Annotated in this window: 22 protein-coding genes, 1 other RNA gene and 3 pseudogenes; 11 read left to right on the forward strand and 15 right to left on the reverse strand. The window is 71.1% G+C overall.

The genetic code is table 11. From position 1 onward, the window contains the following. The first annotated feature begins 7 nt into the window (after positions 1-7). A complete protein-coding gene (locus tag GEMRO_RS0120565) occupies positions 8-352 on the forward strand; it encodes a hypothetical protein (protein ID WP_157505671.1) in 345 nt (114 codons plus the stop codon). Between the two features lie 49 nt (positions 353-401). Here the strand turns inward: GEMRO_RS0120565 and GEMRO_RS0120570 are convergent, their stop codons facing one another. Genes GEMRO_RS0120570 through GEMRO_RS0120580 form a run of 3 tightly spaced genes read right to left on the reverse strand, consistent with a single transcriptional unit; the run spans position 402 to position 3,966 of the window. Next, a complete protein-coding gene (locus GEMRO_RS0120570; RefSeq protein ID WP_027135517.1) occupies positions 402-2,021 on the reverse strand; it encodes an acyl-CoA dehydrogenase in 1,620 nt (539 codons plus the stop codon). After that, on the reverse strand, positions 2,021-2,533 hold the full coding sequence (locus GEMRO_RS34730; protein ID WP_027135518.1) for an O-acetyl-ADP-ribose deacetylase: 513 nt from the start codon (positions 2,531-2,533) through the stop codon (positions 2,021-2,023). The genes GEMRO_RS0120570 and GEMRO_RS34730 overlap by 1 nt, the downstream gene beginning before the upstream one ends. Further along, positions 2,530-3,966: an FAD-binding oxidoreductase gene (locus tag GEMRO_RS0120580; protein WP_051329291.1), complete on the reverse strand. Its 1,437-nt coding sequence runs from the start codon at positions 3,964-3,966 to the stop codon at positions 2,530-2,532. The genes GEMRO_RS34730 and GEMRO_RS0120580 overlap by 4 nt, the downstream gene beginning before the upstream one ends. A gap of 132 nt (positions 3,967-4,098) precedes the next feature. Here GEMRO_RS0120580 and dapD point away from each other — a divergent pair, with 132 nt between their 5' ends. The 5 genes and pseudogenes from dapD to GEMRO_RS30870 all read left to right on the forward strand — a co-directional run bounded on the left by dapD (position 4,099) and on the right by GEMRO_RS30870 (position 8,277). After that, positions 4,099-4,941, forward strand: a complete 843-nt coding sequence (gene dapD, locus GEMRO_RS0120585) for a 2,3,4,5-tetrahydropyridine-2,6-dicarboxylate N-succinyltransferase (RefSeq protein WP_027135520.1) — start codon at positions 4,099-4,101, stop codon at positions 4,939-4,941. Continuing rightward, entirely contained in the window at positions 4,941-6,107 is a 1,167-nt protein-coding gene (dapE, locus tag GEMRO_RS0120590; protein WP_035485722.1) for a succinyl-diaminopimelate desuccinylase, read from the forward strand. The genes dapD and dapE overlap by 1 nt, the downstream gene beginning before the upstream one ends. A gap of 4 nt (positions 6,108-6,111) precedes the next feature. Then, a complete protein-coding gene (locus tag GEMRO_RS0120595) occupies positions 6,112-6,672 on the forward strand; it encodes a hypothetical protein (protein WP_027135522.1) in 561 nt (186 codons plus the stop codon). A 242-nt stretch (positions 6,673-6,914) separates the two neighbouring features. Beyond that, positions 6,915-6,998, forward strand: a pseudogene (locus tag GEMRO_RS35430) (IS5/IS1182 family transposase); the annotation flags it as partial. A gap of 53 nt (positions 6,999-7,051) precedes the next feature. Further along, positions 7,052-8,277 (forward strand): annotated as a pseudogene (locus tag GEMRO_RS30870) (IS3 family transposase). Between the two features lie 710 nt (positions 8,278-8,987). Here GEMRO_RS30870 and queF read toward each other — a convergent pair. The 4 genes from queF to def form a co-directional block, all read right to left on the reverse strand. Then, a complete protein-coding gene (gene queF, locus GEMRO_RS0120610) occupies positions 8,988-9,452 on the reverse strand; it encodes a preQ(1) synthase (protein WP_027135524.1) in 465 nt (154 codons plus the stop codon). An 80-nt stretch (positions 9,453-9,532) separates the two neighbouring features. After that, entirely contained in the window at positions 9,533-10,297 is a 765-nt protein-coding gene (gene truA / locus GEMRO_RS0120615; protein WP_027135525.1) for a tRNA pseudouridine(38-40) synthase TruA, read from the reverse strand. Then, on the reverse strand, positions 10,294-11,283 hold the full coding sequence (fmt, locus tag GEMRO_RS0120620; protein WP_240476727.1) for a methionyl-tRNA formyltransferase: 990 nt from the start codon (positions 11,281-11,283) through the stop codon (positions 10,294-10,296). Before fmt ends, truA begins: the two co-directional genes overlap by 4 nt. After that, positions 11,273-11,788 carry a peptide deformylase gene (gene def, locus GEMRO_RS0120625; protein ID WP_027135527.1) on the reverse strand — a complete coding sequence of 172 codons (516 nt, stop codon included), beginning with the start codon at positions 11,786-11,788 and terminating at the stop codon, positions 11,273-11,275. Before def ends, fmt begins: the two co-directional genes overlap by 11 nt. A 212-nt stretch (positions 11,789-12,000) precedes the next feature. On the opposite strand from def, the gene GEMRO_RS0120630 reads away from it, so the two are divergent. Continuing rightward, entirely contained in the window at positions 12,001-12,963 is a 963-nt protein-coding gene (locus GEMRO_RS0120630) for a calcium/sodium antiporter (protein ID WP_027135528.1), read from the forward strand. Between the two features lie 17 nt (positions 12,964-12,980). Here the strand turns inward: GEMRO_RS0120630 and GEMRO_RS0120635 are convergent, their stop codons facing one another. The 5 genes from GEMRO_RS0120635 to ffs form a co-directional block, all read right to left on the reverse strand. Then, entirely contained in the window at positions 12,981-13,193 is a 213-nt protein-coding gene (locus tag GEMRO_RS0120635; RefSeq protein WP_027135529.1) for a hypothetical protein, read from the reverse strand. Between the two features lie 114 nt (positions 13,194-13,307). After that, positions 13,308-13,916 carry a recombination mediator RecR gene (gene recR, locus GEMRO_RS0120640; protein WP_027135530.1) on the reverse strand — a complete coding sequence of 203 codons (609 nt, stop codon included), beginning with the start codon at positions 13,914-13,916 and terminating at the stop codon, positions 13,308-13,310. 32 nt (positions 13,917-13,948) lie between these two features. Beyond that, positions 13,949-14,272: a YbaB/EbfC family nucleoid-associated protein gene (locus GEMRO_RS0120645; RefSeq protein WP_027135531.1), complete on the reverse strand. Its 324-nt coding sequence runs from the start codon at positions 14,270-14,272 to the stop codon at positions 13,949-13,951. After that, positions 14,269-15,984: a DNA polymerase III subunit gamma/tau gene (locus GEMRO_RS30880; protein ID WP_051329292.1), complete on the reverse strand. Its 1,716-nt coding sequence runs from the start codon at positions 15,982-15,984 to the stop codon at positions 14,269-14,271. The genes GEMRO_RS0120645 and GEMRO_RS30880 overlap by 4 nt, the downstream gene beginning before the upstream one ends. A 60-nt stretch (positions 15,985-16,044) precedes the next feature. Beyond that, an RNA gene (gene ffs / locus GEMRO_RS33670) (signal recognition particle sRNA small type) lies at positions 16,045-16,140 on the reverse strand. A gap of 79 nt (positions 16,141-16,219) precedes the next feature. Here ffs and nudC point away from each other — a divergent pair. Further along, the gene (gene nudC, locus GEMRO_RS0120655) at positions 16,220-17,113 is read left to right on the forward strand and encodes an NAD(+) diphosphatase (protein WP_027135532.1); all 894 of its coding nucleotides are present in this window, start codon (positions 16,220-16,222) and stop codon (positions 17,111-17,113) included. 22 nt (positions 17,114-17,135) lie between these two features. Here the strand turns inward: nudC and GEMRO_RS34735 are convergent. Then, positions 17,136-17,243, reverse strand: a pseudogene (locus tag GEMRO_RS34735) (aldo/keto reductase); the annotation flags it as partial. Positions 17,244-17,514: 271 nt separating this feature from the next. Here GEMRO_RS34735 and GEMRO_RS0120665 point away from each other — a divergent pair. Beyond that, positions 17,515-17,928, forward strand: coding sequence for a DUF1801 domain-containing protein (locus tag GEMRO_RS0120665; protein WP_205625042.1), 414 nt, complete (start codon positions 17,515-17,517; stop codon positions 17,926-17,928). A 233-nt stretch (positions 17,929-18,161) separates the two neighbouring features. Here GEMRO_RS0120665 and purN read toward each other — a convergent pair whose 3' ends face one another. Both purN and purM read right to left on the reverse strand, forming a co-directional pair. Continuing rightward, positions 18,162-18,809 (reverse strand): phosphoribosylglycinamide formyltransferase, encoded by a 648-nt coding sequence (gene purN / locus GEMRO_RS0120670; protein WP_027135534.1) that lies wholly within the window; start codon positions 18,807-18,809, stop codon positions 18,162-18,164. Beyond that, entirely contained in the window at positions 18,782-19,876 is a 1,095-nt protein-coding gene (purM, locus tag GEMRO_RS0120675; RefSeq protein ID WP_027135535.1) for a phosphoribosylformylglycinamidine cyclo-ligase, read from the reverse strand. The genes purN and purM overlap by 28 nt, the downstream gene beginning before the upstream one ends. Positions 19,877-20,057: 181 nt before the next feature. On the opposite strand from purM, the gene GEMRO_RS0120680 reads away from it, so the two are divergent. Then, positions 20,058-21,140, forward strand: coding sequence for a DUF2066 domain-containing protein (locus GEMRO_RS0120680; protein ID WP_157505673.1), 1,083 nt, complete (start codon positions 20,058-20,060; stop codon positions 21,138-21,140). Next, positions 21,089-21,721, forward strand: coding sequence for a CDP-alcohol phosphatidyltransferase family protein (locus GEMRO_RS0120685; protein ID WP_051329293.1), 633 nt, complete (start codon positions 21,089-21,091; stop codon positions 21,719-21,721). Before GEMRO_RS0120680 ends, GEMRO_RS0120685 begins: the two co-directional genes overlap by 52 nt.

Below are 21,721 nucleotides of genomic sequence, written 5' to 3' on the forward strand. Positions count from 1 at the left end.
GGCTGCGATGATCGGCCTCGTCCCCGAACCGAGGCCCGCCATGCAAGCCGCCGCCACCGTGGTCCTGTCCGCCCTTGCCAGCGCCGCCAGCTTCCTGGCGGCGTTCGGCCTGCTCCTGCCGCTCTTGTTTCTGTGGGACCGCCGCAACGGGGCGCGCCCGGCGCGCGAGCCCGGGCCCATGCGCCTGCGCGTGATCGGCGCCGACGGCACGGTGCGCCGGCTCGAGATTGCCCGCGACGTCGACGAGCTGATGGAAGCCGCCCGTCGCCGGGAGCTTGCCCGGGAGGGCGAGGTCACCCTGCGCCTCCATCCCCGGGCCGGCCCCGCCGTCCGGATGCCCTTTGCCGGCTGAGGCCGCCCGTGCAAGGGGCGGCCCGGGTCCGGTGCGGCGGAGGATCGCCCTAGAAGATGTCCTCGGCGCCGGCGCGGATCTCCGCCAGCCGCGCCCCGGCCAGGGGCAGGACCCGCGTCGCCCAGTAGCGGGCGAGCCGGCCATGCTCGCCTCCGGACAGGGCGGCACATTCCGCCAGCAGCCAGCCGCCGATCAGGTCGCCCATCAACCGCAGATAGGCCACCGCCGCGGCGGCCTGGTCGTCGGCGCCCGCCTCCAGCAGATGGCCGGTCGCCTGCTCCGCCTGGTCCAGGGCCAGGCCCAGTTCGGTACCGGTCGCCAGCGCCGGCAGGCGGGCGCGGATCCGGGCGAACAGCCGGTGGGCGACCTTGCCATCCTCCAGCGGCAGCTTACGCAGCACCAGGTCCTGGGCCTGGATGCCGTTGGTGCCCTCGTAGATCGGCAGGATCCGGGCATCGCGGTAGAGCTGGGCGACCCCGGTCTCCTCGATGAAGCCCATCCCGCCATGGACCTGCACGGCGTCCGAGGCCAGCTCGACCGCGCGGTCGGTGCACCAGGCCTTGGCGATCGGGGTGAGCAGGCTGGTCAGAGCCTGGTCGCCCCGGTCCAGCTCGAACGCGGTCAGGTAGCAGATCCCGCGCGCCGCCGCGGTGGTGGCGCGGATCCGGGTCAGGGTCGCCGCCACGTCCGGATGGGCCGCGATCGGCACCAGCTCGCCGCCGCGCCGGCCCTGCCTGCGCTCGGCCGCATAGGCGTCGGCGGCCTGCAGCGCCCGCTCGGCGATCCCCAGCCCCTCGACCGCCACGCCCAGCCGGGCATTGTTCATCATGGTGAACATGCATTTCAGCCCGGCATGGGGCGCGCCCACCAGCCAGCCGGTGGCGCCGCCGCTGTCGCCATAGGCGATCACGCAGGTGGGCGAGCCGTGGATGCCGAGCTTGTGCTCCAGCCCGGCCACCCGCCAGTCGTTGCGGCTGCCGTCGGGCAGGAATTTCGGCACCAGGAACAGGGAGATCCCGCGGCTGCCGGCGGGCGCATCCGGCAGGCGCGCCAGCACCAGGTGGACCACCTGCTTGGTGAAGTCATGGTCGCCGAAGGTGATGTAGATCTTCTGGCCGGTGATCTTGTAGGAGCCGTCCGCCTGCGGCTCCGCGCGGGCGCGCAGCGCGCCCAGGTCGGAGCCGGCCTGCGGCTCGGTCAGGCACATCGCGCCGGTGGCGGCGCCGCTCACCATGTCGTGGAGATAGCGCTCCTTCAGCTCGTCGGAGGCATGGTGCAGCATGGCCTCGATGGCGGCCTGGGTCAGCAGCGGGGCGAGGTACCAGGTGAGGCTGGCGGCGTTGAAGCTGTCGGCCAGCACCGTCGCCACCGTCCAGGGCAGGCCCTGGCCGCCGCTATCCTCGGGAAACGGCAGGCCCAGCCAGCCGGCGTCGGCGAACTGCCGCCAGGCCTCGGCATAGCCGGTCGCGGTGCGCACCACACCGTTGTCGAGCCGGACACCCTCCCGGTCGCCCACCGGGTTCAGCGGCGCCAGCACGTTCTCGGCAAAGCGGCCGCCTTCGCGCAGCACCTGCTCGACCAGGTCAGGATCCAGGCCTGGCAGGCCCGCCTCGCCGGCAACGGCGCGAAGGGTCAGGAGCTGGTCCTGGACGGGTGCGCTGAACGGAATCAATAGGGGACCTCCAGGGCTTGGCGGTGCAGGCGCGCGGATGCGTCGCCAAAGCAGGCGAACACGATCCGGTCCATGTCGGGATGGGCATGGGCGGCGGTCCGGGCGGCGGCCACCGCGATCGGGGCGGCGCGCTCGGGCGGAAAGCCGTAGATGCCGGTCGAGATGGCCGGAAACGCGATCGAGCGGCAGCCGAGTTCCTCGGCAAGCTCGATGGCGCCACGGTAGCAGGCCGCCAGGAGCTCGTCCTCCCGCTCGGCGCCGCCCTGCCAGACCGGCCCCACCGCATGGAGCACGAAGCGGGCCGGCAGGCGGAAGCCCGGGGTGCTGCGGACCCCGCCGGCGGGGCAGGGGCCCAGCGCCGCGCAGGCCGCCGCCAGCTCCGGCCCGGCCGCCCGGTGGATGGCGCCGCACACCCCGCCGCCCGGCGCCAGCTGGGCGTTGGCGGCATTCACCACCGCGTCCACCTCGAGGGTGGTGATGTCCGCCTCCAGCACCTGGAACAGGGTCATGGCCGTGGCTCCGGCTCGGCGATCACGCCGGGATTGAGGATGTTGGCGGGATCCAGGGCCTGCTTCAGCCGCGCCATCAGCCGCCGCTCCACCGGGTCCTTCAGCCGCTCCAGCGCACCGCGCTTCCAGCGGCCGATGCCGTGCTCGGCGGAGAACGAGCCGCCCATGCCCGCCACGATGTCGAACAGCGCGTCCTGGATGCGGCTGCGGTCCTCCGGCGAAAGGCGGTCGGGCGAGGCGGCCAGCACGTTCACGTGCAGGTTGCCATCGCCCAGATGGCCGAACGGGAACACCACGATGCCTGGCCGGACGGCGGGCAGCACCTCGTCGCAGCGCCGGACCAGCTCCGGAACCCGGTCGGTCGCCACCGCCACGTCGGAGCGCCAGACCGAGCCCTTGCGGGTCATCGCCTCGGACTGGCCCTCGCGCAGCTTCCACATCACCGCCCGCTGCGCGTCGTTCTGGGCGATGGTGCCGTCCAGGACCAGGCCCGCCTCCATCGCCTCCTCCAGCACCGCCTCCAGATGCGCCATCAGCCCGTCGGCGAAGCTCCAGGCGACCGTCACCAGCAGGTGCCAGGGATGGCGCTCCTCGACCACTCTTGCGCCGAACGCCTGCTCGGCCGCCTCGACCCCGGCATCGGCGATCAGCTCGAAGGCCGAGATCGTCTCGCCCAGCCGGCTGCGGAACAGCCGAAGCAGCTCGACGCCCGCCTCGGGGCTCTCGATCGCCAGCCAGAGGTCGTGGCGCTCGCGCGGGCGCGGTGCCAGCGCCAGGGTCGCCGCGGTGATCACGCCGAGCGTGCCCTCCGAGCCGATGAACACCTGCTTCATGTCGTAGCCGGTATTGTCCTTGGGCAATGCCCGCAGGCCGTTCCACAAGGTCCCGTCGGCCAGCACCACCTCCAGGCCCAGCACCAGCCGCCGGGTCATCCCGTAGCGCAGCACGTTGATCCCGCCGGCATTGGTGGCGATGTTGCCGCCGATCCGGCAGCTGCCCTCCGCACCCAGCGAGAGCGGGAACAGCCGGTCGGCCGCCGCGGCGGCCTCCTGCACGTCCTGGAGCACGCAGCCGGCCTCGGCCACCAGATGCTCGCCGGACGGCGCCAGCTCGCGGATCCGGTTCAGCCGCTCCAGGTTGAGCACCACCTGGCGGCCGCTGCTGTCGGGGATGTTGCCGCCGACCAGCCCGGTATTGCCGGACTGGGTGACCAGCGGGACCTGGTGCGCCGAGGCGGCGCGCAGCACCGCCTGCACGCCGGCCGTGTCCTTGGGCCGCACCACCAGCCGGCTGGCGCCGGTGGAGAGATGCCAGAAATCGGTGAGATAGGGCGCCATTGCCGCCGGCTCGTCGACCATGGCCGCATCGTCCAGCGCCAGGGCCAGCTCCTCGACGAAGCCCCGAAATGCTTCTCCCTCGACGCCCGCCACCATTCCATCCTTCCCCGATCACCCAGACTTGACCCGGCATGGCCATACCCGGCGGCCATGTGCCGGCCAGCCCCGCATTGACGCTGCATCCGCCGCCACTAGTCTACGGCCGCGCTCGTGAAGATGGGAATGATGATGGATATCGAGGCCCTGCGCCGCCAGGTCGAGGATGCTTTCAACCGTGCCGGCGAGATCGGCCCGCACACGACCGGTGCCGATCGCGAGGCCGTCGACGCCACGCTGGACCTCCTGGACAGCGGCCGGCTGCGCGTCGCCGAGAAGATCGACGGGCAGTGGCAGGTCCACCAGTGGGCGAAGAAGGCGGTGCTGCTCTCGTTCCGCCTGAACGCGATGAGCCGGATCGAGGGCGGCCCCGGCGGCTCGGGCTGGTGGGACAAGGTCCCCTCCAAGTTCCAGGACCGCGACGCCGGCTGGTTCGAGCAGCAGGGCTTTAGGGCAGTGCCGAACGCGGTGGTGCGCCGCTCCGCCTATATCGCGCCGGGCGTGGTGCTGATGCCGTCCTTCGTCAATCTCGGCGCGTTCGTCGACAAGGGCACCATGGTCGACACCTGGGCGACCATCGGGTCCTGCGCCCAGATCGGCAAGAACTGCCACATCTCCGGCGGCGCCGGGATCGGCGGGGTGCTGGAGCCCTTACAGGCCGGCCCGGTGATCATCGAGGACGACTGCTTCATCGGCGCGCGCTCCGAGGTTGCCGAGGGCGTGCTGGTGGAGACCGGCTCGGTGCTGTCGATGGGCGTCTATCTGGGCGCGTCGACCAGGATCGTCGATCGCGCCACCGGCGAGGTGTTCAAGGGCCGGGTTCCGCCCTATTCGGTGGTGGTGCCGGGCACCATGCCGGGCAAGCCGCTGCTCGACGGCTCGCCCGGGCCCGGCCTGTACTGCGCCGTGATCGTCAAGCGCGTCGACGCGCAGACCCGCTCCAAGACCTCGATCAACGAACTGCTGCGCGACTGATGGCCACCATCGACCCCGTCGACCTCACCTCCGCCCTGGTGCGCTGCCGCACGATCACCCCGGCCGAGGCCGGGGCGCTCGACCTGCTCGGCCGCGAGCTCGAGAAGATCGGCTTCACCGTGCACCGGGTGCCGTTCCAGGCGGAGGGCACGGCGCGGGTCGACAATTTGTTCGCCCGGCTGGGCGACACGTCCCCGCATCTGGCGTTCGCCGGCCATGTCGACGTGGTGCCGCCCGGCGATACCGAGGCCTGGACCCGGGACCCGTTCGGCGGCGAGGTGGTCGACGGCATGCTCTACGGCCGCGGCTCGGCCGACATGAAGAGCGGGATCGCCTGCTTCGTGGCCGCGGCCGCCGCCTACCTCGCCGAGAAGGGCGCCCCGGCCAGAGGCTCGATCTCGCTGGTGATCACCGGCGACGAGGAGGGACCGTCGATCAACGGCACCCAGCCGCTCCTGCGCTGGATGGACGAGAACGGCCACCGCCCCGATGCCTGCCTGGTGGGCGAGCCGACCTCGGTGGAGCGCAACGGCGACATGATGAAGGTCGGCCGGCGCGGCTCCGCCAACGGGGTATTGGTGGTGGAGGGCCGCCAGGGCCACACCGCCTACCCGCACCGCGCCGACAACCCCGCGCACCGGATCGTGCGGATGCTGGAGCGGATCCTGGCCGAGCCGATCGACCAGGGCACCGAGTTTTTCGCGCCCACCGACCTGCAGGTCACCTCGATCGACATCGGCAACCCGTCCAGCAACGTGATCCCGGCCGAGGCCAGCGCCCGCTTCAACATCCGCTACAGCGACCTGCAGGACCGCGACCGGCTGGAGGCCTGGCTGCGGGCGCGCTGCGACGCGGTGGGCGGCAGCTACCGGCTGGAGCTGGCCTCCAGCGGCGACGCGTTTTTGACCAAGCCCGGCATGTTCACCGATCTGGTGGCGGGCGCGGTGGAGAGCGTCACCGGAGCCCCGCCCGAGGCCTCCACCAGCGGCGGCACCTCGGACGCAAGGTTCGTGAAGAACTACTGCCCGGTGGTGGAGCTGGGCCTGGTCGGCCAGACCATGCACCAGGTCGACGAGCGGGTGCAGACCGCCGACATCGTTTCCCTGACCCGGTGCTACCAGACGATCCTGGATCGCTGGTTCGCCCGGCCGCAGAACGGCGCCTGACCGGGTGGCCCTGGCCGACGCCGTCCGCGGCTTCACCGCGGCATCGATCCTGGCCCGCGGCGACGCGCGCGGCATCGACGTGCTCGACCTGTCGGTGGGCGGGTTCTGGCGCTCGTTCCAGGCGGTGCTCTGGCTGGTGCCGCTCCACGCGCTGCTGCTGCTGGTGCTGACCCGTTCCGCCGAGGGCGACGCGGTCGCGATCGACTGGACTGCCGAGTACGTCTCCCTGTTCGCCCGCTTCGCCCTGTTCCCGCTCGTAGCCCTGCTGCTGACCCGGCTGATGGGCCTGACCGCCCGCTTCGTGCCGCTGGTCACCGCCGCGAACTGGGCCTCGGTGCTGCAGGGCGGCTTTTTGGTGACCGCCCTCCTGCTGATCTCCCTGCTGCCCCCCGACAGCCGGCCGATGCTGCAGTTCTTCGCGTTCGCCGCCACCATGGTCTACGGCTGGTTCGTCGCCCGCTCGGCCCTGCAGACCAGCGGCGCCATCGCGTTCGGCTTCGTCCTGGCCGACTTCCTGAGCTCCCTGGTCCTGGACCAGATGCTCGACCGCCTGTTCCTGGCCTGAGGCGCAGCCGGCAAAACGCCGCCGCCCACCCAAGCCAGGGAGCCGACACGCGCTTCCAAAAAGGTTGTTCAGCCTCCGCCAAGGACAGAGCAGAGCGATGCCTGAGTGACGTCGGCGGAGGTTGAAGCGGTCGATCCAGGATCAATCGCGCTTTGCCGGGGATGAGGAGCCGCAGCGCCTGACGCCAAGCGCATGTCGCAGGCTGGCCTGGATGAAGCGTTCGGCCTTCAATCGAGGCGATACCGTCGGTCCGCCCGTGCATTGGGCGACCGAGGAAGCGCCCGGCCAAGCTACACGCTGACAAGGGCTGCGAGTTCGAGCACTGCCCTACAGTTGACTGAGACACCCTGTTAGCGGACGCGATCCGCGGAGGGTGACGATGACGATAGAGACGACGGACGCCGCTGAACTTGGCCGTGGCGGCCGGATGTCCCGGCAGCGCAAGCGGGACGCGGTGCTGCGTCTGCTGCGGGGCGAGGACCTGGAGACGGTTTCGCGTTCGCTGGGGGTGACCGCGGCGACGCTGAGTGGCTGGCGCGACGCCTTCCTGGCTGCCGGCGAGGCGAGCCTGACGATCCGGCCCGAGGATGGCGCGTCGCTGGAGAGTGCGCGGCTCAAAGCGCGCCTGGGTGAGATGTTGCTCGAGCGGGAACTGCTGGAGGCCAGAATCGCGGCCCTGGAGGGCAAGCACCCTTTGGCCCGGCGGAGATTGAGATCATGAGCCGCACCCTCTCGCCCAGCAGCGGCAGGCCCTATGGTCTCGCCCAGGTCTGCCGGACCTGGCGCATGGCCCGGGCCACGGTCTACCGTCATCGCCTGCCGCTGAAGGCAGATCCGCCGCGGCGTCCTGGTCCGACCGGGCCGAAGCCGGATGCTGCCCTGGTAGCAGCGATTTGTGCCGTGCTTGTCCAGAGCCCCTTCCACGGCGAGGGCCATCGCAAGATCTGGGCAAGGCTACGCCTGAGCGGCATCCGGACCTCGCTCCGTCGGGTGCTGCGCTTGATGCGCGAAAACGACCTGCTGGCGCCAGGCCGGGTCGGTAGACCCCGAGGTCCATGCAACCCGAAGGCACCATCATCCCGGATGCGGTGGACACCATGTGTGGCACTGACATGACCAGCACCTGGACCCGCTAGGGCCAGGCCGCCGTGTTCATCGCCGTCGACCACCACAGCGCCGAGTGCGTCGGCATTCATGCTGCCCGTCGCGGCACCCGCTTCGAAGCGTTGGAGCCGATCCGCCAGGGCGTACGACACCACTTCGGCAGCTTCGCAAAGAACGTCGCTCCTGGCCTCGCCGTCCGCCACGACCACGGAAGCCAGTACGTGTTCGACCCCTTCCAAGGCGAACTGCGCTTCCTCGGCATGAGGAACTCGCCGCCTTCATTCGGGCGCCGGAGGGAAACGGCTGCGCCGAGCGCTTCATCCGCACGCTGACGGAGAACCTCCTCTGGTGCGGACCTTCGACACCATCGAAGAGTTGCGTTTGGCGCTGCTGGCATTCCGGGAAACCTACAATACCACTTGGCTGATCGAGCGGCACGGCTTCCAACCACCCGCCGCCATCCGCCAGCAGCAGCTTCAACCTGCAGCCTTGGCCGCGTAGGCTTCAGACCGGTGTCTCAGAAACCGCAGGCGGGACACATCTTCGGCTGGCCCCGGGACCGAGACGTTGCGCTGGCAGCCATGCGCCCGTGGATCATCGAGGCTGCGCGGTCGGCCTTGCCTGCCCTGCCGGAGAACGGTGGCGTGGTGGGCCGCTGGCGCACAGGACATCCGATGGGGAAAGCGCCCGCCTTTCCCGGATCGTGGCGCCTGCCGCCTTCGGGTGCCGCCAGAATGGCCGGCTCCTGGCACGTGGCTGGATGCGGCTGCACTCGGTCGAGAAACAGCAATGCTGGCGGCGAAGGATCAGCCTTTCCCCCGGCACAGCCCTCCCGGCCGCCGTTCGAGGCCATGGCGCGATGCCAGCAATCGCGCCGCACCAAAGGATGCGCAGATCATGACGGTCGGTGGCCCGTGGCGTCGTGCTGCGGCAGCAACCGCGCGGCTTCCGATCGCCATCGTGCAAGCAGGAACATGGTGGTCGGGGCGCGATCGGGTCGCCGTGCCGGCCAACCTGCATGGGCCAGCCGGCACGCATCCCGGCTTCCTTGGAAACCGAACGGACCACACCCGTTCCATGAAGGCAGCGTTTTCGGAGAAGATATCCGTCCGGTAGGCCATGCGCGGTTCCCAGGACCTGCCGGCGACGGAGTCACGCGCTGGACAACCCCGGTGGGCCGCCCGGGGATGGCCACAGGCCCGCTCGCTGGTTCAGCCGCGGCCGCGATAGGGCGGCACGCCCTGGTCCGGCAGCCACACCCCCTCCGGAGCCGGGCCGGTCTGGTAGAACACGTCGATCGGGATGCCGCCGCGCGGGTACCAGTAGCCGCCGATGCGCAGCCAGACCGGCGCCAGGACCTCCACCAGGCGCCGCGCGATCCCCACCGTGCAGGCCTCGTGGAACCCGGCATGGCCGCGAAACGCGTGCAGGTAGAGCTTCAGGCTCTTGCTCTCCACCAGCAGCCGGTCGGGCACGTAGTCGATCACCAGATGGGCGAAATCCGGCTGGCCGGTCACCGGGCAGAGCGAGGTGAATTCCGGGCAGGTGAAGCGCACCAGGTAGGGATGGCCCGCCTGCGGGTTGGGCACCGCCTCCAGGATTGCCTCATCGGGTGAGGCCGGCCGGGGGCTGGCATGGCCGAGCTGGGTCAGCCCGGCATAGGTTTCGGCTGTCATTGGATCCTCCTCCGCCCTGGCCGCTGCAGGGCGGTCGGGGGCGGCATGGTCATGCGAGGGAACGGTGCCGGCCTTGCGGCTCAGCGATGCTCCCGGCTGTTCCAGCCGGGGTAGCCGATTTCCATCAGGGTCAGGCCGTCGGGCGGGGCGGTCGGGCCGGCTTGGGTGCGGTCGCGGGCCTCCAGGACCTCCTGGATCCAGCCATGCGGCCGCTTGCCGCTGCCGACCAGCGCCAGGGAGCCCACGATGTTGCGGACCTGGTGGTGGAGAAAGGAGCGCGCGCGCACGTTCACCTCGACCACATCGCCCAGGCGGCGGACATGCAGCAGGTCCAGGGACTTGCGCGGCGAGCGCGCCTGGCAGGCGACCGCGCGGAAGCTGGTGAAGTCGTGCACGCCCACCAGCGTCTGGCCGGCGTCGTGCATCACTTCCGCGTCCAGCCGGTTCGGGTGGTGCCAGACTAGGCCGCGCTCGGTGGTGGGCGGCGCGCGCCGGGTCAGGATCCGGTAGCGGTAGGCCCGGCTGACCGCGCCGAAGCGGGCATGGAAATCCTCCGGCATCGGCCGCACCGCCAAAACCGCCACCGGGGCCGGGCGCAGGTGATGGTTGAGCGCGTCGCGCATCCGCCCGGGATCGACCGCCCGGTCCAGGTCCAGATGGGCGACCTGGGCCGCCGCGTGCACGCCGGTATCGGTGCGCCCCGCCCCCACCAGCACGGGCTGCTCGCCGCAAAAGCGCCGGACCGCCTCCTCCAGGGCCGCCTGCACCGTCGGGCCGTTGTCCTGGCGCTGCCAGCCGACGAACGGACGGCCGTCATACTCGACGACCAGGGCCAGCCGCGTCATCCGATGGGATCGAACCGAGTGCCGACCGGCAGCTTCCAGCCGCGCAGCAGGTCCGCCGCGGCCATGGCCTTCTTGCCGGGGCGCTGCAGCACCTCCAGCCGCAAGGCGCCGCTGCCGCACGCCACCACCAGGGGCGCGGCCACGACCTCGCCCGGCTGCCCGCCCGCCGGCCGGTCCGCGTCCGCCACCACGCTCGCCCGGCGCACCGTGATCCGCTCGCCGTTCAGCACCGCGAACGCGCCGGGCCTGGGCTCCAGCGCCCGCACCATCCGCTCCAGCTCCGCCGCCGGGCAGGAGAAATCCAGCCGGCCGGTGTCCTTGTGCAGCTTCTCGGCATAGGTGACGCCCTCCTCGGGCTGCGCCACCGGAAGGAGCGCGCCGCTGGCGATCCCGGCCAGGGTCGGCAGCAGCAGGTCGGCCGCCAGCAGGGCCAGGTCGCGATGCAGGTCGGCGGCCGTGGTGTCGGGCCCGATCGGCAGCCTGCCTTCCGCATAGACCGGGCCGGTGTCCAGGCCCGGCTCCATCTGGAACAAACAGACCCCGGTCTCGCGGTCGCCGGCCATGATCGCCCGCTCGATCGGCGCCGCACCCCGCCAGCGCGGCAGGAGCGAGGCGTGCAGGTTGATGCAGCAAAGGCGCGGCACGTCGAGGACCGCCCTGGGCAGGATCAGCCCGTAGGCGCCGGTGACGATCAGGTCCGGCCGATAGCCGGCCAGGCGCTCGACCGCACCTTCCTCCTTGAACCGCGCCGGGGTCTCCACCGGGATCCCGGCCTCCATGGCGCGCTCGTGCACGTCGGTGCGCCGCAGCTGCTGGCCGCGCCCCTTGGCCGCCGGCGGCCGGGTATAGACCGCCACCACCTCGTGGTCCGCCGAGGCCAGCAGCCGCTCCAGGCTCGGCAGGACGAACCCGGTCGAGCCCATCACCACGACCCGCAGCGGGCCGTCCGTCCCGGAGGTTTTCGGGGAGCCCGGGTCAGCCGGCACGCTGGCGCCGCTGCTTGTCGAGCTTCTTCATCAGCATCTCGCGCTTGAGCCGGCTTAGATGGTCGGTGAACAGGATCCCGTCCAGATGGTCGATCTCGTGCAGCAGGCAGCGGGCCAAGAGCCCGTCCGCCTCGATCCGCTGCTCCCGGCCGGCCTCGTCCAGGAAGCGGACGGTGACCTGGCTCGGCCGCTTCACCGGCGCGAACTGGTTGGGCAGGCTCAGGCAGCCCTCCTCGGCCTCGACCGGCTCGCCGGAGGTTTCCACCACTTCCGGGTTGATCAGCCGGATCGGGTTGGGCTCCTCCTCCTTGGCCGCCACGTCCACCACCACGATCCGCTCGTCCACGCCGATCTGCGGGGCGGCCAGGCCGATGCCCGGGGCGGCGTACATCGTTTCCAGCATGTCCTCGAGCAGGGCGGCGACGCGGGCGTCGACCGCCGCCACCGGCCTGGCCTTCTGGCGCAGGCGCGGATCGGGAACTTCCAGGATGGGCAGCAAGGCCATGCGCGATATTCTTCGGCGAAGGGAGGGTGACGGGCAGGTCAGGTAGGCAGTAGCGCCAGATCGGTCAACCGACCGGCCGGCATCCCGGCCTCCAGCACCAGCACCGCAAGGACGCCCGATGGCCATCTTTGCCTGGTTCGGCGGGCACGGCCGACCCATCTCGCCCGTTCCAGGGACGTCCCCCCTGGAACGAGCCACAAGAAAGGAACCCGATGACCTGGCTGTTGATCCTGTCCGGCCTCGTGCTGCTGGTCGTCGGCGGCGAACTGCTGGTCCGCGGCGCGGTCAGCGCCGCCCGGGCAATCGGCATCTCGCCGTTGATGATCGGGCTGACGCTGGTCGGGTTCGGCACCTCCGCCCCGGAGCTGGTCACCAGCCTGATCGCCGCGTTCCAGGGAGCGCCCGGCATCGCGGTCGGCAACGTGGTCGGCTCCAACATCGCCAACATCCTGCTGATCCTGGGCGTCACCGCGCTGATCTATCCCCTGGCCGTGGCGCCGCCCGCCTTCCGCCGCGACGGCCTGGCGCTGGCCGGCTCGACGGTAGCTTGCCTGGGCGCGGTGCTGTGGGGCTTCATGGACCGCTGGATCGGCCTGCTGTTCGTGGCGGTGCTGGTCGCCTACATCGCCTGGGCCTACCGCAGCGAGCGCGCGGCACCCGATGCCGAGGCGGAGATGCACGAGCATGTCGCCGAAGACGCGCGGGCCGGACCGGGCGGCATCCTCGGCTCGGTCGTGCTGGCGCTGGTCGGCATCGCCGCCACCGTGGGCGGCGCCCGCCTGCTGGTCGGCGGGGCGATCGAGCTTGCCCAGTCGGCCGGCATCTCGGAGACCGTGATCGGCCTGACCATCGTGGCGGTGGGGACCTCGCTGCCGGAACTGGTCGCCTGCGCGGTCGCCGCGCTGCGCCGGCATGCCGACGTGGCGCTGGGCAACGTCATCGGCTCGAACATCTACAACGTGCTGGGGATTTTGGGCATCACCTCCTCGGTCCATCCGATCGCGATCCCGGTCGAGATCGCCCGGCTGGACATCTGGGTGCTGATCGCGGCGACGGCGCTCGTGCTCCTGTTCCTGCGCACCGGCTGGACGCTGCGGCGCTGGGAGGGCGCGGTGTTCGTGCTGCTCTACGGCGCCTATGCCGGCTACCTGGTCGTGGATGCCGGGATGGCCTGAGCGGCGGTGCACGGAGCTCATCCGTCCTGCACCGGGTTCGTGAGCAGGATGCCCGGGGCGGGCTCTTCCCGGCAGCGATCATCGTGATGGCCGGCCAGGCCGACATGGATGCAGTGAAGCCTCCGATCCATCCGCTCGCGGGCCGCATCGAGGGAGACCGCCGCCATGCCGATCGGAACCAGCCATATCAGGCTGACGCACGTCACCATCCACAGAAGCCGGATCAACATGGGCTGCCTCGCATGAACCTTGCGAAGCCATCATGCAGCCCAGGTCGTTAACGACCGGTTGATGCGGCACCAGAATTCCAGGGCTGCGGCGAAAATCGCAGCTTCCCGCCCCGCTCAGCCGAGCGGCCGGCGCGCCCGGTAGGCCGCGGCGAGGGTGCCCTCGTCCAGATAGTTCAGTTCGCCGCCCACCGGCACGCCCCGGCCAAAGCCGGTGACCTGCACGCCCAGGCCGTGCAGCCGCTCGGCGATGTAGTGGGCGGTGGTCTGGCCCTCGACGGTGGCGCCCAGGCCCAGGATCACCTCCTGGATGCCCTGGTCCTGCACCCGGCCCAGCATCTGGCCGATCCGCAACTCGTCCGGGCCGATCCCGTCCAGGGCGGACAGGCGGCCGCCCAGCACATGGTAGCGGCCCTTGAAGAAGCCGGCCCGCTCCACCGCCCAGAGGTCCTCGACCTCCTCGACCACGCACAGGCTGGCGGTGTCCCGGCCGGGATCGGCGCAGATCGAGCAGGGGTCGGTGGCGTCCAGGTTGCCGCAGACCGAGCAGCGCCGGACCTGCTCCCTGCAGTTCTCCAGCGTGCGGATCAGCGGCGTCATCAGCACGTCCGGCCGCTTGAGGAGGGCCAGCGCCGCGCGCCTGGCCGAGCGGGGTCCTAAGCCCGGCAGGCGCGACAGGCGCTTGATCAGCTCGTCGATGGCGCCAGGCGCGCTGTTGCGGCTCAGGGTTCAGGCTCCGCTCGTTCGGTCCGCTTCGCTCAGAACGGCAGCTTCATGCCGGGCGGCAGCTGCAGCCCGCCGGTCAGCTTCTGCATCTCTTCCTGCATCTGCGTCTCGATCTTGCCCTTGGCGTCGTTGACCGCGGCGACAATCAGGTCCTCCAGGATCTCGACGTCGTCGGCGACCATGAGCGACGGGTCGATCTTGATCTTCCGCATCTCGCCCTTGCCGTTCAGGACCACCGAGACCAGGCCGGCGCCGGCACCGCCCTCGACCTCCATCTCCGCCATCTTCTGCTGCATCTCGCCCATGCGGGCCTGCATCTTCTGGGCTTCTTTGAGCATGTTGCCGAGATTCTTCATGCGCGCTCGATCCTCTGTTCGGTTGGGGGGCTGGCAAGTTCGCTGGCGGATGGCCGGACATCCTCGATCCGGGCGCCGGGATAGGTGTCCAGGATGCGCCGGATCGCCGGGTCCGCCGACAATTGCTCGATCAGGCGGTCGCGCACCACCGCGCGCTGCTCGGCAAGCGTCGGGGCGCCGCGCTCGTTGACGATCGCGACCATCCAGCGCCGGCCGGTGCGCAGGAGCAGGGCGTCCTGCAAAAGGTTGGCCAGGTCCGGCCGCACCCCGGCGGCCGGGCGGATCTCCAGGCGCTGCGGCGCCATCCGCACCAGATGCACCCCGGTCTCCAGCATGGAGGCCAGCATCGGCTCGTCATGGCCGCGCAGGAAGGTCACCAGCTCGGCGAAGTCGGCGAAGTCCGGGGCGGCGGCGGCGCGCGGCTCGGCCGGGGGACGGCTCGCCAGGGCAGGGGGAGCCTGGGCCACCGGCGGCGCCACCAGCACCGCGGCCGGGCCGGCGCTGGCCGGCTCGGGCCGGACAGGGGCAGCCGAGCCACCCTGGCCCAGCTGCTCCAGCTTGCGCAGCAGGTCGGCGGGTGGCGGCAGCTCGGCCAGGCAAGCCAGGCGCAAGAGCAGCATCTCCGCGGCCATGGCGCCGTCGGCGGCGGCCTTGACCTCCTCCAGGCCGCGCAGCAGCACCTGCCAGGCGCGGGCCGCGGCCGGCAGGCCGACCCGGCCGGCGAGCGCTAGGCCGCGCTGATGGCCGTCCTTGCCGGTGTGCCAACCCGGATCGGCGTTCGGGTCGAGCTTGAGCCGGGACAGCCAGTGGCAGGCGCCGAGCAGGTCCTGGATCACCGCCACCGGGTCGGCGCCGCGGGCGTGCAGCTCGGCGAAGACGTCCAGCGCCTCCTTGGGCCGCGCGGTCAGCAGCGGCTCCAGGAGGTCGAGCAGGCGCGCCCGGTCGGCCAGGCCCAGCATGTCGGCGACCTGGGCGGCCTCGACCCGGCCGCCGCCAAGGGCGATCGCCTGGTCGAGCAGCGAAAGCGAATCGCGCACCGATCCCTCGGCGATCCGCGCGACCAGCGCCAGCGCGTCGTCCTCGGCCTCGACCTGCTCCTTGGCGCAGATCCGGGCCAGATGAGCGGACAGCACCGAAGGCGGCACGCGCTTGAGGTCGAAGCGCTGGCAGCGCGAGACGATCGTCACCGGCACCTTGCGCTGCTCGGTGGTGGCGAACACGAATTTGGTGTGGGCGGGCGGCTCCTCCAGCGTCTTCAGCAGCGCCGCAAACGCGCTGGCCGAGAGCATGTGCACCTCGTCCACGATGTAGACCTTGGTGCGCAGCGCGGTGGGGCCGTAGCGGACGCTGGCCAGCAGGTCGCGCATGTTGTCGACGCCGGTATGGGTCGCGGCGTCCAGCTCGACCACGTCGATGGCGTTCTGCGCCTCGATCGAGCGGCAGGGGCCGCACACGCCGCAGGGCTCGGGCGTTGGCCCGCCCTTGCCGTCCGGCCCCTCGCAGTTCAGGGCCTTGGCGATGATCCGGGCGGTCGTGGTCTTGCCGACCCCGCGGATGCCGGTCAGCAGGAAGGCATGGGCCAGCCGGCCGGAGGCGAACGCATTGGTGAGGGTGCGGACCAGGGCGTCCTGGCCCACCAGTTCCGACAGGCGCTGGGGGCGGTAGGCTCTCGCCAGGACCTTGTAGCCGGACGCGGTGGTGTCGTCTCGCATGCGCCCGTCTGATCTTGTTCGCGGCACCAGCCGGCGCTGGCCGGCGCGGATGCTCTGCAGGTGGAAGGCCGGCTGCGACCCGGACCGGAACTCGTTGCGGCTGCTTCCTTCCGGACCTGACCGAATTGGCGAGGAGCCCGTCCGCCGCCGACCTTCCGAGGGGGTATATCGACGCTCGCGCCCGCTCGTGCAAGATGCGACCGTACGATCAATGAGGATCGTGGAGGCTCTCCCCTTGCTGCGTCGCCTGAAACCACCGCCGCACGTCTATTCCAGCGTCGGCTTCGACCGAGCCGCCATCTACCGCAAGGACCTGGCCTGGCTGACCCAGCGCCGGTCCGACCATGCCACCAGGGTGATCCTGTCCCATGGCCTGAACCTGGCGGTGCTGGAGGCGGAGGACGGGCCGCATGCCGGCTTCCTGACCGTGGCCGATCTTGGCCAGGAGCTCGACGACAACGCCGTGTTCCTGGGCGTGATCGACGGGGTCGCCTATTTCGTGGCCGAGCTGGACGATCCGGCCAAGGCGACCCTGCCGCTGGTCGACCTGCGCAGCGTCGGCCCGGTGCTGCCGCCGCACGAGGCCGGCATGATGGCCTCCGCCCGCGCCCTTCTGCACTGGCACACCACCCACCGGTTCTGCGGCAGCTGCGGCACCGCCACCCTGCCGACCGATGCCGGCCATGCTAGGCGCTGCCCGAACTGCGGCCGCGACCATTTCCCCCGCACCGATCCGGCGGTGATCGTGCTGGTGACCCATGGCGACCAGGCCCTGCTCGGCCGCTCGGCGCGCTTCCCGCCGGGCATGTACTCGACGCTCGCCGGGTTCGTGGAGCCGGGCGAGAGCCTGGAGCAGGCGGTGGAGCGGGAGATCTTCGAGGAGTCCGGCATCCGCCTGGAGCAGATCCAGTACCGTTCCTCACAGCCCTGGCCGTTCCCGCAGTCGCTGATGCTGGGCTTTCGGGCGACGGCGGCCTCCACCGAACTGAAGATCGACCTCGACGAGCTGGAGGACGCCTTGTGGATCCCCCGCGAGGTGCTGGGCGACCCGGAGCGCTCGCCGGTGCTGCTGCCGCGCGAGGACAGCATCGCCCGGTTCCTGATCGAGGAGTGGCTGGCCGAGGGGTAGGGGCTCAGTCCACGGCCTGGCGGTTGGTGCCCTCCCGGTCGTACTTGCCGGACAGGAGCCCGCCGGCCAGCGGGCTCCACACCATCAGGCCGATCCGCTCGGCCTCCAGCAGGGGCTCTCTCTCCCGCTCCGCCAAGAGCCACCGATTGCCTTCCATGACGCGATACCGCCGCTGGTCGGCATGATGGGCGGCATTTCCAGGACCGCTGCTGTACCTGCTTGGGCATGACTTATGATCGGTAGCGGGTCGCGGCCCGGCCGGAATCGCGGGCCAGCCAGATCCAGGCAAGAACACGGTCATTCTTGCCGCTGACGAAGACCGCTGCCTGTGGTCGCACGGTTGTGGCAAAAGGTTGCCCTAATGCCGAAGCATCAGACTTGACCGGGGGAGAATGCCAAAGATGACAGGTGTCGAGAGACCCAAGCTGCTGTCGAGCGGCAATCCCCAGATTCCGAAGGGCGAAGGCGACGCACCAGTCCAGGCGTACATCGCCGCGATGCCCGGCTGGAAAAGCGACATCGGACGCAGGCTGGATGAGATTGTGGAAAGGATTTCCCCCGGTGTCATCAAGGCGGTCAAGTGGAATACGCCGCTCTATGGTAAGAATGATGGCTGGTTCTTCTCCATGTATTGCTACACGCGATATGTTCAGTTGACCTTCATGCGCGGGGCCTGCCTGTCACCCGTCCCGCCGGGAAAGTCCAAGGTCGAGGGGACCCGATACTTCAACATCTACGAAGGGGATGAATTGGACGAGGCCCAGATCGAGAACTGGGTGGAGCAGGCCAGCCGGCTGCCGGGCGTGGCGCTTTAGCAAGCGAACGATAGGAGCAACCGAGGAATCGGACCGCTGGAGCAGAGGCTTCTTTTGTCTGCCCGCCCGACATGTACCTTCAGTCATGCAGGCCGTCGGCAAATGACTGTTTCGGGCCCATCGTCGCAAGGATGCGCATGTCCTGGTTCCCTCGCTCGAAGAGGCGCCGACGTGCCGGAAGCGCCGGCACCGCAACCGCGACCGCCCGGCGACGGCTCCCCCCGGACCGGCGCTCAGCCGAGTTCGGGATGGACGATCAGCGTCGGCGTGCCGGGCTCGACCCGGACCACCTCGCCCTCGACCCGGGCCCGGCCGGACGCCAGCAGGTCCAGCGCCAGGGGATATGCGCGGTGCTCCAGCCGGATCACCCGCGCGGCCAGGCTCGCGGCGTCGTCGCCGGGCAGCACCGGCACCACGCCCTGCACCACGATCGGACCGTCGTCCAGCGCCGGGCGGACCACGTGGACGGTGCAGCCATGCAGGCGCACCCCGGCGGCCAGCGCCTGCTCGTGGGTGTGCAGGCCCTTGAACGAGGGCAGCAGCGCCGGGTGGATGTTGAGCATCCGGTCGGCCCAGGCCTCCACCAGCTCCGGCCCCAGGATCCGCATGAAGCCGGCCAGGCAGACCAGCTCCGCGCCGCTTTCCGCCAGCGCCCGGCCGAGCGCCTGGTCGAACGCCGCGCGGCTGGCGAAGCCGCGATGGTCGATCACCTGGTGGGCGATCCCGGCGCGCGCGGCCCGCTCCAGCCCGAAGGCGCCGGCCACGTTGGAGATCACCCGGACGATCTCGTAGCTGGCCTCCGGGCTGGCGCCATGGTCGATCAGGGCCTGCAGGTTGGAGCCCGACCCGGAGATCAGGACGGCGACGGGACGGCGGGCCATGTCTGCTCGATATGCTGGAAGACGACCGCGGCGCCGGCCGCGCGCGGGGCGATGGCGCCGATCCGGGTGACGGTCTCGCCGGCCTGGCGCAGGACCGCTTCCAGGGCGTCGGCCCGGCCGGGCTCCACCACCAGCACCATGCCGATCCCGGCATTGAAGGTGCGGCGCAGGTCGGCCTGGGGCAGCCGGCCGGCCTCGGCCAGCCAGCGGAACACGGGAGGCAGCTCCCAGGCCCGGGTGTCGATCACCGCGGCCGCCCCCTCGGGCAGGACTCGCGGCAGGTTCTCCTCCAGCCCGCCACCGGTGATGTGCGCCAGCGCCTTGACCCCGCCGGCCCGGATCGCCTCCAGGCAGCTCTTCACGTAGATCCGGGTGGGGGTGAGCAGCGCCTCGGCCAGGGACTGGCCGGGCGCGAACGGGGCAGGGGCGTCGAGCTCCGCCTTGGCCTCGTCGATCACCAGGCGGACCAGCGAGAAGCCGTTGCTGTGCACGCCCGACGACGCCAGGCCCAGCAGCACGTCGCCTTCCGCCACGTCGGGACGCGGCAGGAGGGCGCCGCGCTCCACGGCGCCCACCGCGAAGCCGGCCAGGTCGAAATGGCCGGGCGCGTACATCTGCGGCATCTCGGCGGTCTCGCCGCCGGTGAGCGCGCAGCCGGCCTGCCGGCAGCCCTCGGCGATCCCGGCCACGATCTTGGCGGCAGACGCTGCGTCGAGCTTGCCGGTGGCGAAATAGTCCAGGAAGAACAAGGGCTCGGCACCCTGGACCACCAGGTCGTTGACGCACATGGCGACCAGATCGATGCCGATCGCCTCGATCCGCCCGGTCTTGGCCGCCAGCAGGATCTTGGTGCCGACCCCATCGGTGGCCGAGACCAGCAGCGGGTCGCGGTAGCCGGCCTCCTTCAGGTCGAACAGCGCGCCAAAGCCGCCCAGCGCCCCGGTGGCGCCAGGCCTCGCGGTGGCGCGGGTCAGGCCGTCGATCCGGCGCACCAGCTCGTTGCCGGCATCGATGTCGACCCCGGCCTCCGCATATCTGCCGCCGGCTGGCTGATCGGCGTTCTGCATTCGGCGACCCTCGACCGAAAGTGGCTTGTCCTGATGAGGTGCGGCGAAGGCTTGTCAGGCCGAGGCTCCCGTGGTCCCCTCCGCCCGGCGCAACGGCCATGTTGGCCTTGCACGTCGTCCGCTCGTCCTCGCGTCGGGGTGATCTGCCATGGCCTCGCGCCGCCCGTCGATAGCGTTGCTGGTGCTATCCGCTCTTCTCCTGCTCTCGTCCGTGCCAGCAGCGGACGCCCAGAGCACCGACCAGCGCCAGTTCGTCGAGCACGACGTGCCGGCGGAGGCATCTGCCGACGATGCCGTGCAGGCCCGCGCCGCCGCCATCGCCAAGGGCCAGGTCACCGCCCTGGAGCGGCTGCTGGTGCGGCTGACCGGCGCCAACCCTTCCCGGGTGCCGACGGTGCCGGAAGACCAGATCGACCAGTATGTGCGCAGCTTCGAGATCCAGCAGGAGCAGGTCGGCGCCAGGACCTATTCGGCCGAGCTGACCGTGACCTTCCGGCCGGAGCCGGTCCAGGAGCTCCTGCGCAGCAACGGTTTGTCCTACGGCATCGTCGAGGTGCTGCCGACCGTGCTCCTGGCCTACGGGCCGGACGGCGACCCGTTCCTGGAGGGCGACCCCTGGCGCGACGCGGTGATCGAGGCTGCCGGCCGCTCGGCCGCGGTGGAGCCGGTGCTGCCGCTGGGCGACGCCCAGGACCTGGCGATCCCGCAGGCCGCCGCCCAGGCCGGCGACCAGGGCACCCTGCAGCCCGTGGCGGACCGCTACGCCGCCAAGGCGGTGCTGGTCGCCCAGGCGGCGCTGCGCCCGCAGGCGGATGGGAGCCAGGGCCTGACGGTCCAGGGGCAGTATCTGGGCCAGGACGGCAGCGTCCGGGCGCTGCCCGCCCAGGAGGTGCCGCCCACCGCCGAGGGCCTGCCCGACTACGAGATCGCCGCCCGCAGCCTGCTGGACTCGCTCGACCGTCAGGTCGGGCAGAGCGTGGTGCGCAGCGACGCCATCGTCGAGCTCCTGACCGTGAGCGTGCCGCTTGCCGACCTTGGCGCCTGGGTCCAAATAAGGCGGGCACTCGCCGAGACCCCGGAGATCCGCACGACCAAGGTCCAGCGGTTCAGCCGCCGGGAGGCGCAGGTGGTGCTGGGCCATGTGGGCAGTGTCGAGGACGTGCGCGTCGCGCTGGCGCGGCGTGGCCTCGACCTGAGCCAGGAGATCGAAGGATGGCGGTTGCGTCGAGCGGGCGACCCGCCGGTGTCGACCATCGGCGGCTGACGGCCACGTCCCCCTCTGGCGCCAGCTCGGCCGTCAACCTCGCCAATGCCGTGACGGTGCTGCGCCTGCTTTCGGTGGTCCCGATTGCACTGATCCTGCAGGCCGGCGAGTTCCAGCTGGCCTTCTGGCTGTTCGTGGCGGCCGGCCTGTCCGACGGGGTCGACGGCTTCCTCGCCCGGCGGGTGGTGGGGGTGTCGCGGCTGGGCGTGGTGCTGGATCCGATCGCCGACAAGGTGCTGCTGGTCGGCACCCTGGTCCTGCTGGGCTGGCAGGGCCTGGTCCCGTCCTGGGTGCCGGGCCTGGTGATCCTGCGCGACCTGGTGATCTCGGTGGGGGCGCTGCTGATGCGCGCCCGGGTCGAGGGCTTCGCGATCGCCCCCTCGCTGCTCGGCAAGGCCTGCACCTTCACCCAGATCCTTTATGTCGGCGCCGTGCTGGCCGGGGCGGCGGAGCTGGTCGGCGTCGCCCAGCACCTGGCGCAGCTGGTCCTGCCGGCGATGGTGCTGCTCACGATCGCGTCCGGCGCCGCCTACACGATCGGGGCGATCCGGCTGGCCGTGGCCGGTGCGGGCCGCTCCTGA

This window comes from Geminicoccus roseus DSM 18922 (genome assembly GCF_000427665.1).
GTDB lineage: Bacteria > Pseudomonadota > Alphaproteobacteria > Geminicoccales > Geminicoccaceae > Geminicoccus > Geminicoccus roseus.

Coding starts and splice junctions, on each gene's coding strand:
- dapD (WP_027135520.1), top strand. CDS start 4,099: ATGGATATCGAGGCCCTGCGCCGCCAGGTCGAGGATGCTTTCAACCGT.
- GEMRO_RS0120665 (WP_205625042.1), top strand. CDS start 17,515: ATGACAGGTGTCGAGAGACCCAAGCTGCTGTCGAGCGGCAATCCCCAG.
- GEMRO_RS34730 (WP_027135518.1), bottom strand. CDS start 2,533: ATGACCCTGTTCCAGGTGCTGGAGGCGGACATCACCACCCTCGAGGTG.
- GEMRO_RS0120635 (WP_027135529.1), bottom strand. CDS start 13,193: ATGTTGATCCGGCTTCTGTGGATGGTGACGTGCGTCAGCCTGATATGG.
- GEMRO_RS0120645 (WP_027135531.1), bottom strand. CDS start 14,272: ATGAAGAATCTCGGCAACATGCTCAAAGAAGCCCAGAAGATGCAGGCC.
- truA (WP_027135525.1), bottom strand. CDS start 10,297: ATGACGCGGCTGGCCCTGGTCGTCGAGTATGACGGCCGTCCGTTCGTC.
- GEMRO_RS0120685 (WP_051329293.1), top strand. CDS start 21,089: ATGGCGGTTGCGTCGAGCGGGCGACCCGCCGGTGTCGACCATCGGCGG.
- GEMRO_RS0120630 (WP_027135528.1), top strand. CDS start 12,001: ATGACCTGGCTGTTGATCCTGTCCGGCCTCGTGCTGCTGGTCGTCGGC.
- queF (WP_027135524.1), bottom strand. CDS start 9,452: ATGACAGCCGAAACCTATGCCGGGCTGACCCAGCTCGGCCATGCCAGC.
- dapE (WP_035485722.1), top strand. CDS start 4,941: ATGGCCACCATCGACCCCGTCGACCTCACCTCCGCCCTGGTGCGCTGC.
- GEMRO_RS0120565 (WP_157505671.1), top strand. CDS start 8: ATGATCGGCCTCGTCCCCGAACCGAGGCCCGCCATGCAAGCCGCCGCC.
- def (WP_027135527.1), bottom strand. CDS start 11,788: ATGGCCTTGCTGCCCATCCTGGAAGTTCCCGATCCGCGCCTGCGCCAG.
- purN (WP_027135534.1), bottom strand. CDS start 18,809: ATGGCCCGCCGTCCCGTCGCCGTCCTGATCTCCGGGTCGGGCTCCAAC.
- GEMRO_RS0120580 (WP_051329291.1), bottom strand. CDS start 3,966: ATGGTGGCGGGCGTCGAGGGAGAAGCATTTCGGGGCTTCGTCGAGGAG.
- GEMRO_RS30880 (WP_051329292.1), bottom strand. CDS start 15,984: ATGCGAGACGACACCACCGCGTCCGGCTACAAGGTCCTGGCGAGAGCC.
- purM (WP_027135535.1), bottom strand. CDS start 19,876: ATGCAGAACGCCGATCAGCCAGCCGGCGGCAGATATGCGGAGGCCGGG.